Source organism: Microcystis sp. CS-574 (genome assembly GCF_028329095.1).
Classification (GTDB): Bacteria; Cyanobacteriota; Cyanobacteriia; order Cyanobacteriales; family Microcystaceae; genus Microcystis; species Microcystis ichthyoblabe_A.
In genome coordinates, this window is the sequence record NZ_JAQMSY010000153.1 from 1 (window position 1) to 9,428 (window position 9,428).

10 protein-coding genes and 1 pseudogene are annotated in these 9,428 nt (G+C 48.2%); 4 read left to right on the forward strand and 7 right to left on the reverse strand.

Features of this window, described 5'->3' with window-relative positions; genetic code table 11:
* Window positions 1-183 (forward strand): annotated as a pseudogene (locus PN470_RS12265) (IS1 family transposase); the annotation flags it as partial.
* 520 nt (window positions 184-703) lie between these two features.
* Here the strand turns inward: PN470_RS12265 and PN470_RS12270 are convergent.
* From PN470_RS12270 to PN470_RS22175, 4 genes are all read right to left on the reverse strand, one after another.
* Window positions 704-2,119, reverse strand: coding sequence for a cation:proton antiporter (locus tag PN470_RS12270; protein ID WP_002778917.1), 1,416 nt, complete (start codon window positions 2,117-2,119; stop codon window positions 704-706).
* 344 nt (window positions 2,120-2,463) lie between these two features.
* Complete coding sequence (locus tag PN470_RS12275; RefSeq protein ID WP_002736019.1) at window positions 2,464-2,802, reverse strand: P-II family nitrogen regulator; 339 nt, start codon at window positions 2,800-2,802, stop codon at window positions 2,464-2,466.
* A 75-nt stretch (window positions 2,803-2,877) separates the two neighbouring features.
* Complete coding sequence (locus tag PN470_RS12280) at window positions 2,878-3,999, reverse strand: sodium-dependent bicarbonate transport family permease (protein WP_272104608.1); 1,122 nt, start codon at window positions 3,997-3,999, stop codon at window positions 2,878-2,880.
* A 208-nt stretch (window positions 4,000-4,207) separates the two neighbouring features.
* The gene (locus tag PN470_RS22175) at window positions 4,208-4,501 is read right to left on the reverse strand and encodes a sulfate permease (protein WP_334310438.1); all 294 of its coding nucleotides are present in this window, start codon (window positions 4,499-4,501) and stop codon (window positions 4,208-4,210) included.
* Between the two features lie 231 nt (window positions 4,502-4,732).
* On the opposite strand from PN470_RS22175, the gene PN470_RS12290 reads away from it, so the two are divergent.
* A complete protein-coding gene (locus PN470_RS12290) occupies window positions 4,733-5,665 on the forward strand; it encodes a LysR family transcriptional regulator (RefSeq protein ID WP_069474650.1) in 933 nt (310 codons plus the stop codon).
* A 117-nt stretch (window positions 5,666-5,782) separates the two neighbouring features.
* Here PN470_RS12290 and PN470_RS12295 read toward each other — a convergent pair whose 3' ends face one another.
* From PN470_RS12295 to trxA, 3 genes are all read right to left on the reverse strand, one after another.
* The gene (locus PN470_RS12295; RefSeq protein ID WP_002737762.1) at window positions 5,783-6,400 is read right to left on the reverse strand and encodes a CP12 domain-containing protein; all 618 of its coding nucleotides are present in this window, start codon (window positions 6,398-6,400) and stop codon (window positions 5,783-5,785) included.
* Between the two features lie 51 nt (window positions 6,401-6,451).
* Window positions 6,452-6,778: a hypothetical protein gene (locus PN470_RS12300; RefSeq protein ID WP_002751596.1), complete on the reverse strand. Its 327-nt coding sequence runs from the start codon at window positions 6,776-6,778 to the stop codon at window positions 6,452-6,454.
* 80 nt (window positions 6,779-6,858) lie between these two features.
* Window positions 6,859-7,182 carry a thioredoxin gene (trxA, locus tag PN470_RS12305; RefSeq protein ID WP_002778933.1) on the reverse strand — a complete coding sequence of 108 codons (324 nt, stop codon included), beginning with the start codon at window positions 7,180-7,182 and terminating at the stop codon, window positions 6,859-6,861.
* A 274-nt stretch (window positions 7,183-7,456) separates the two neighbouring features.
* Between trxA and PN470_RS12310 the strand changes: the two genes are divergently transcribed.
* Together PN470_RS12310 and PN470_RS12315 are read left to right on the forward strand one after the other, a co-directional pair.
* Complete coding sequence (locus tag PN470_RS12310; RefSeq protein WP_002751593.1) at window positions 7,457-7,897, forward strand: recombinase family protein; 441 nt, start codon at window positions 7,457-7,459, stop codon at window positions 7,895-7,897.
* 238 nt (window positions 7,898-8,135) lie between these two features.
* Window positions 8,136-9,308, forward strand: coding sequence for a CBS domain-containing protein (locus PN470_RS12315; protein WP_271935768.1), 1,173 nt, complete (start codon window positions 8,136-8,138; stop codon window positions 9,306-9,308).
* Window positions 9,309-9,428 lie beyond the last annotated feature (120 nt).

A 9,428-nucleotide genomic window follows, 5' to 3' on the forward strand; every position in this document is an offset into this window, starting at 1 on the left:
AAACCCAAACGTCAATGTAAAGAGTGTGGTCGTCAGTTTGTGATCAATCCCACTAATAAAACCGTCTCTGACGAAACCAAACAATTAATTGATAAACTCTTGCTCGAACGAATTTCCTTGCGAGGAATTGCTAGAGTAACAGGGGTAAGTTGGTCATGGTTACAAAACTATGTCAACAATAAACTGGCGTTTTCCCAAACCTTGCCAGGAATATTATCTCTTATCTTGACCAGATGGATTGACTTCAAGGGGTGACAAAACAAAGCGAGTAACTGGAACATCTCCCCCTAGATGTTAAGTCTGATTGCCCAGTAATTCTCAATAAGCACTGTTTATTGAGAATTACTGGGAGAACCCTGGAATTTTCGGCTTAGTTGCCGGCAGCTTGCCGCCAACTAACTCCTCTAGATAAGTATTTTGGCTTACGCCCCTTCCTCTTTTGAGACGTTGTGACACTTAGGGTGCGGAATGTGGGTTTCAAAAAGAGAATCCAGGATATCTGTTCCGCGTAATCCAACTCCGTCGCGCACCCCGCCTCTTTTCGGAGAATATCATCGATATTCTTAAATGTCTGCTCGAACATAGGAAAAAGATTAGATACTCTCAAATCTTACCTCGATCGCTCCCTTATCCTGAGCATAGATTTGTAAAAAGGCTGAAAATGCTTCAGCCTCGTCTAAAAAATCAGATTTTACCCGCAAAATTAAGGAATAGGATTAGCTGGCTCCTTGCTTTCCAGGGTTTCGGCAACAGTTTCCGTCTTACCAAAAGCGACTCTGAGGAAGGGAGGAGCGAGGAAAGTGGTCAGGATTACCATAATAATAATCGACACTTCCAAAGGCTTATCCAAAATTCCGCTGGCCGAACCAATCCCAGCAAAAACTAAACCCACCTCACCCCGGGGAATCATACCCACACCGATGGCGAGGCGATTGATTCCGGATATGCCAAAAACTGCCCAGCCTGTCACCAGTTTACCGATAATCGCCACAACCATCAAAAAGACAGCGATCAAAAGTCCAGCCCGATTCTCCGGTACCGTTGGGTTTAAAACACCGAGATCGGCACGCGCTCCCACCGTCACAAAGAAAATCGGTACAAGCAAATCGGCGATCGGTTTAATTAACTCATCCAACTCGTTGCGGGTATCAGTTTCATCAAGCACCAAACCCGCAGCAAAGGCCCCTAAAATCGCTTCCAGATGAATAGCATTGCCTAAAAATGCCATAAAGAAAGCGAAGACAAATGCGGGAATAACAATATTTCCCCGAGTTTTCAGCCGCTCCACGATCGCCACAAAACTTTTGTTAAAAATACCTCCCAACAAAATTGATCCGATCAAAAAGGCCGTAGCGCTGACAATCAGATAAATAACATTGGTCACATCAATCTCACCGGTTTTGGCTAAACTAGCGACCACAGCCAGAACAATAATACCAAGGACATCATCGATCACCGCTGCACCGACAATAATTTGCCCTTCTTTGGATTTGAGTTGACCTAACTCGGACAACACCTTCGAGGTAATACCGATACTGGTTGCTGTCAAGGCAGCCCCTGCAAAAATCGCCGGGATAGCCGCCACATGAAAGACGAGCATTAACCCGGCCGTACCTGCCGCAAAAGGTGCCGCAACCCCCACACAGGCCACAACCGTGGCTTGAATTCCCACTTCCTTGAGTTGTCGCAGGTCGGATTCTAGGCCAATTTCAAACAGCAGAATAATCACACCGATTTCAGCTAGAACCGAAATCACTTCACTTTGGGACTCAAAGATCCGGTCCACGGCAGCCGGGGCCAATTGATTCAATCCTTGCAGTACCGTCATAATCAGCGAGTCAGAGGCCGATAGCCCCCCTTCGGGAAAGATGAGCAGATGCAAGGCCGAAACGCCGACAATCACACCGGCGACCAGTTCTCCCAGTACGGGCGGAAAATCCAATCGTCGGGCGGCCTCTGCGCCGAGCTTGCTGGCCAGATAAATCACCACCAGTGTCAGCAATACGCCAGAGAGAATAATCGGTGAATCCTCGGCCACAACGGTGGCAAGCAAGGGGAGCGGAGTCATGGGGGCTGCTATCTCCCCGATCGAAGGAGGCAGAATATAGGACAAAATCATCAGTTTAAAGGGATGAGGGTTAAAGGTTTTAGGTAGGGTCTGCTGAAAAAGTTTTTCGTGGGGGCAGGGTGTGGGGTGTGGGGTGTAGGGTGTAGGGTTTTACCGATTTTGAGGTAGTCAGTTACCTAATTTTCAGGGAAAAAGTCCAGGAATTTTACCCCCAATCACTCCAATGGTCAGCACTTTTTGAGGGAAAAAAGCCTAAAAGCCTTATCCAACAAGGTTTTTAGATTTATTCAGCAAGCCCTAGGTGGTTATAAAACTGGGGGATAGGAAAAGGGGCCACCGCTCCAGGACAGTCAGGCTGGGGATGCGGTGGCCCGGATCAAGACAAGCTTAGTTGTCTAGATTTCACAGCCCTCTGGTCCACAGAAACTCTGTCCGTACAGAACCTCCGCATCACAGAGATAGATCATGCCCGCAAAATTGAGGAAAAACTGATCGGCAACCTGCTTGGCAATATTTTGGGCCATAATTCGATCGGGGGTAAGTATCTCGAACTTAACATTACTGTCGGTTTCGGAAACGTGGGGTTGTCCCGACGAGCGCACGTTGCGACTGCCTTTACCGCCAGTATCCATCACCGTGTAACCACTCGCCCCGCATTCTTCGATGATCTTGGCGACTTTTTTCAGCAAAATCTTTTCTGTGACGATGACGAGCTTTTTGGCTGGTTTAGCCATGTTGATTATCTCCTTAAGTATGTACATTTATTTGCTTGGTCTGTCCGATCGAGGGATCACCGACCGACCACAATCCTAGCCGCCGCTTAGGGCCTGGGCGAGACCAACGAAGAACGGGATACACAAGCCGATCGCTACGGGCGTACCGATGGCCGTGGACGCACCTATATAGGCGGAGGGATTAGCCGAGGGGATACCGGCCCGCAACGTGGGCGGCCCAGAGATGTCGGAACTAGAGGAAGCGATGACGGCCAGCATGACCACACCGCCCCAGCTGAACCCGGTGGCGTAGTGGGCAATCATGCCGAGACCGAAGGCGATTAGACCATGTATAAACGGTGCTACGACGCTATAGACGACATACCACTGGGCCACCTTACGCAGTTCACCCACCCTTGACCAAGCCTCCATCCCCATGACCAGCATCAAGACCGAAAGCAGGCCGCGAAAGAGGGGATCGTAGAAGCTTTTATAGACAGTTTCCGGCTGGGTGAATATGCCCAAAGCCAGACCTAATAACATGGCCGATAGGGCCGGTCCGCGAAGGCTTTCTTCAATGATCGGCCAGATCTTGACCCGATTATCCGCCGGCTGCTGCTGGCTGAGATACTCCTGCCGACTGCTGGGATAATCCTGCTGATCGGAATAATTCCCAGCCGCCACCGGCTGCTTGCTAAAAGACTCTTGGTCGTAGGCCGCTTCTTTCTGCTTCTTCTTGTTAAGATAAATGTTAGCCACCACGATCGCCGTTACCAGCGCCGGGATATCCATAAAAGGATAGAGTGCGCCAGCCCAGGCCTCGTAGCGGATATTTTGTTCTTCCAGTACCGTCAGACCGGCTGCCATAGTCGAGCCACTCACGGCTCCAAATAATCCCCCAGTTGCGATCGCATCCACCACTTTCACCTTGGGCAGATTGGCTAAGGTATAGCGGGCGATGAAAACCACGAGAATCCCTACTATGACGGCAAAGATCATGGGTAACACCATTTCCGTTAGGTTGGAATTGCGGATGGCAATCCCGCCGGTCAGACCAATTTTGGTCAGCAGCATGAAGACGATGATCGTACAAATCGACTCTGGGATGACCAATTCACTACCGAGAGCGGCAATGATCATGCCACCAATCAAAAAGGCCAGCGTTGGCGACTGCAACTGCTGGATAAAGTCCATGACAAACAATGAGAAAAAATCCACGAATACCTCCTTGGGCCTCCCCTGATGAGGAGTATTAATACAAATGAACTAAATAAACTTGCAAAAGCTGAAAAAGAGTAAGAGTAATACCATTTTTCTTTATTCTTGGCAGGTATCTTGCCCCCCGATGTCGGGGGGGCAGGGGGGGTTAGGGGTGAGGGCAATTAACCATCTCTGCCATTACTTGTGAAAAATGGTATAAGCCTCTTTACCCCTTAAGCAAACCTGTTGCGGGCATAACTTTGGATAGCGTCAAGTCCGGGGGCAAGCCTAATTCGGGATTTTTGGCGGTTAAACTAGCCATGATCGCCCTTGTCCCGGAAGTTATCCCGAAGACGAGAGCTAGAGGGAGATAAACGATGGCAGCTGTTAGAAAACCTAATATATCGCCCCGCCAATTGTCAAAATGAATACGATTGGTTATTTCCATGAGAATCCAACTGAGCAAAGGATTTTTTGCCACAACAAAGCCGGCGGTTGACAGACCAGCCTTGATAGACAAAACTTTATGGTTTTTAAAGATCGATTGTTATAAATCTATACTAGAACGGATATCTTGACAAGCAAATTTTTGTAAATTGAGTTTAAATCGATATATCTTTACAAAAGTATTGATTTAAACCTATGATATAAGCGGGGTGGGGAGGTTTTTACTCGTTCCCCTCCATTCCTGCTTCTGTTTAGCAAAGCTCCTCAAGGCAGTAACAGAAGTGTAGCTCTCTAGAGGCCTCTCTTGATTCACGCCACTTTACATCAACTGATTGTCTTTGAAGCGACCGCTCGTCATGGCAGTTTCACCAGGGCTGCTGAAGAACTATCGATCACCCAACCCACCGTTTCCACCCAGATGAAACAACTGACTAAATCAGTGGGTTTACCCTTATTTGAACAGATAGGCAAACGTTTGTATTTAACCGAGGCCGGACGCAGTTTATTAGTCACCTGTCAAGCAGTCCTCAAGGATCTTGATAACTTTGAGATGGCGATCGCCGATATCAAGGGCATTAAACAGGGTAAACTGCGTTTAGCGGCGGTATCCACAGCCCAATATTTAATCCCTCAGATCCTAGGTCCTTTTTGTCAACAGTACGAAGGGGTGGATGTGTCCCTAGAATTGACCAATCACCAAGACCTAGAAGCAAGGATGATCAATAATGTTGATGACCTATATATTTTAAGCGAACCCCCCCAAGAGCTAAACCTCGATATTCAACCGTTTCTGGAAAATCCCCTTGTGGTCATTGCACGCAAAGATCACCCCCTAGCGGGACAGAAAAAAATTCCGATTAAACGGCTGCAAGGGGAACCTTTTATTATGCGGGAAATGGGATCGGGAATTAGACGGGCAGTACAGCAAATTTTTCTCGACCATGGCATCACTTTATCTCTGCGTTTGGAAATCGGCAATAATGAAGCCATTAAACAAGCGGTCGCCGGTGGTTTAGGAATCTCGGTTCTGTCTCAGCACGTCTTAAATTTAGATCATCCCAATGGGGAATTTACCATCCTTGACGTGGAAGATTTTCCCATCCAACGCCATTGGTATGTGGTTTATCCCAAGGATAAAAAACTATCCGTGATCGCCAAGACTTTTCTTGATTATCTCCTCTCAGGGGAATTAGGGGTGTATGTACCCACAGACCCCCGATCAAGTCGAATTCGGTAAGCGCAAGCGATCGATCTATATCGCATCCGAAAAGGTGGAGATCAAGAACTCGATCGCCTGGGGAAACCGATCGGCAAGATCCTCAAGGCGATCGATTCTCCCAAAACCCGCCAGGATTTAATCCTCATAAATGCGGCACTCTAAGGCATTGGGATTGGCTTCGCAGTAGGACTGAAGTGAGTTAGTCCCCTGTTTTTTGACCCGTTGATGGGAGGCTTCGGCTTGGAGTTCCTCAACCACATCCCAGGCTGCTGCGCAATCGGGAGAGATTTCACCCTTGGCCGCACAAATTGCCCGTGCGTCTTCCCGGGCTGCTTCAATTTCATCTTCAATGAACAACCGCTTGGGCTTTTCAACAAAATCGCTCTTGAAGAGAATATCACTGACAGAAATAATACCCAGCAAAGTTTTACCCTGAATCACCGGGGCGCGGCGAATGCGGGTTTGAGCAAATAACCGGGCTACATATTCCACCCCCAGTTCGGGATTGACGACCACACAGGGCTTGGCCATAATTTCATAGACCCGCATAGTTTTAGGATCGTGGCCAAAGGCCGCCACTTTGTAAACGATGTCGGTTTCGGTGACAATTCCATAAGGATCCTGTTCATGGCGCGGTTCGACAATCAAACCCCGCAGTTTTTTTTCTTTCATCAATTTCACGGCATCGGCAACCGTTGCCGAACCACGAATGGTGACAACGTTTTGGGTCATAATTTCTTGAGCTTGCAGCATATATGGTTTGGTTTGGTTAAATGAAAGAACTGGTATAAATGCAAAAGTTGACTAGGGTTGTCCCGATAGCAATTTCCTAGACTCTTGTGGGCTGAGTGCCACTTTGAACACAGATGACAAAGACCAATGGGCGATCGCTGGTTGGGGCTGGGGCGGCATGGCCGCAGCTGTATTCCCCTGAATGCCTGGAGCATAGGCCTCCAGCACAGCGCCGTTTTGCCAACACATGGCGATGAAATAATCACACACTGGGCATTCCGTCTGAGCAACTTGCCGGGCCGGACACTTATATCCTGCGGGCAGGCGATCGCTCAAGAGCCGTTGAGCTACGCTGCCACAGTTGGGACACCGGATTTCTATAAGCTTGTTCATCGCCATACCTCAAAATTGAATAGTGGTGTGAGAAGGAAAGGGTCAACTTCGGACGTTTGCCCAGAGTGTTTGTTCACGGTGGAAGACTATAATTGTCGTTCTACGGCTGCCGTAAATTCTTCATAGGGTTTAACCCCAACTAATGTTTCTATCAATTTCCCCTGTTTAAATACCATGACAGCCGGAATACTTTTAATTCCAAAGCGTTTGGCCACGGGTTTGTTACTGTCTAGGTCAAGTTTGAAGACTTTGGCGCGATCGCGATAGTCATCGGCCAATCGATCGATCAACGGAGCCACCAGTTTGCAAGGTCCACACCAGGTTGCCGTGCAATCTACCACCAACAGGGATTCACTCTTTAAGAGGGAATCAAATTCAGTTTCATCTTGAATAAATGTAGCCGTACCCATGTTTATATCTCCAGATTGATGCTGTGTAACTTAGTCCAAATTCTCTGCTCGCTGCGTTTTACAATATAAATTCAGCTTTGAACCGCTCCTCATCTAAAAATGCTTGGCCTTTGACCCTTTAACTTTGTCCGCCTCCCGGGGGTATCGTCTATAGTTTGGTTGTCCCAGACATCGATGGTGACATCTAGTCCCTGCTCATGCAGGGGTTTTAATTTGTAAGTCGTCATCGGCTGCTCCCAATCAAAACAAATTTGCGACGTTAAGTTGCGATAATATGGTTTTGCAAGTTATTGCATTTAGATACCCTATGACAGCGACCCCTTCCAACGATTTATCTGCCTGGGAGCGGCTAGAACAAGGCAGACAGGCAAAAGCAAGCAACGGTGGTTATGCGGGCTACGGCTCCCCTGCCTTTGGACAACGATCGATCGATGGGGAATTAGTGGATGATCCGGAAGAGTGCCGGGTCATTGAACTGATTCGCCGTCATCACAAATCAGGGAAATCCTTGCAGAAGATCGCCGATTGGCTTAATGAACAGGGCTACACCACCAAACGCGGTCAACCATGGCAGCGTATTTCCGTAAAGCGAGTGCTGGATCGACTTTATGGAAAGGTGTCCAGAATTTCCGGAGTAACCCTTCAGGCCGACCAGAACCCGGAAGTACTCACCCCAGCGTCTGGTGATACCGCTCCTGAAACCATTAGAGGCTGAATAACCCCTAAATAAAAAGTTTCAGGCTTTAACCTGTTACATCCCTCTATGATACACCGAAGTGGGTCTAAAATCTTTACGAGTTTAATAAAAATTGTAACAAAACGTTACATCTTTTAGGAAAAAGTTAAATGACGCTACACTTTGAGATAGTTTTAGAAAGGATTTTGGCAACTCTGAGAGTCTGGGTTCTTTGCCCAGTGGCTGTTCTGTCTATCTTGGCCTTTGCGATTGCAGGATGGTGCTGATGTCTCTCGATACACCTCTGAGTTGGGCCCCCGATCTGGAAAAAGCGATCAATCGCCACCCCTTGACGGTGCCGCCAACCACTTCCCTGGCAGATGCGATCGCTATGATCGGTCAGGCCCATAGTCGTCTGTGTTTGCTCACCGATGACCTATACCCTCTAGCTGCTCCGGCCGGAGAGGTGCGTGTTAGCTGTCTGCTGGTGGTGCAAGGGCAAGAGTTATTAGGAATTTTGACGGAACGGGATGTGGTGCGACTCACCGCCCAAGGAATTAACCTGACCGAGACAACCGTTGCTGATGTGATGGTACATCCCCTGATCACTTTGCCCCAGCAATCTGCTCAAGACATTTTTGCTGCCCTGTTTTTGTTTCGGCGCTACCGCATTCGCCATTTGCCGATTGTGGATGACCAAGGACACTTAATCGGGGTGATTTCCCATGAAAGTATTCGCCAGATATTGCGTCCGGCCAATCTGTTGCGGTTTCGTCGCGTATCCGATGTGATGACCAGTCAAGTGGTACAGGCCCCACTCACCGCCACAGTCTTGCAATTGGCCCAGTTAATGGCGGAACATCGTGTCAGTTGTGTGGTGATCACCCAGAGAAATTCCGAAGACAATGACTACCCGGTGGGTATTGTGACAGAGCGAGATCTTGTCCAGTTTCAAGCAGTTCAAATCGATCTGCACAAAACTAGGGCCCAGACGGTGATGAGTACGCCCTTATTTCTCCTCAACCCGGAGGATTCCCTGTGGACGGCCCATCAGGAAATGCAAAAACGGCGGGTGGGGCGTTTGGTGGTTTCTTGGAACTGGGGTCGGGGGTTGGGCATTGTCACACAAACCAGTCTGTTAAGGGTTTTTGACCCGATGGAAATGTATGGGGTGATTGAAAATTTACAACAAACCATTCAACAGCTAGAGTCCGAGCGATCGCCCTCCCTTCCTTCTCCACCGGCGGACTTATTACTTCAACGGACCTGCACCCCATCAGAAAAAGACATCGCAGGCGATCGCGAATTATTACTAGCCTTGCTGGACAATGCCTACAAGGACGTAAAGTATATGTTGGCTAACTTAGATATTGTCGTCGAGCAGCGGCGATCTTTGCTTCAATCTGTTCTAGATAAGCTTGCCCACCTCGGTCGTAAAATTAGCTCTTAGATAACCGGTTTGCTTCTATTCATACTAAATCTGGTTAAGTAGCTGGTTATAATTAAATTAAAAATAGATTTTAGGTTCGATCCCCCCTAGCCCCCCTTTATAAGGGGGGAAGCCGAAGGC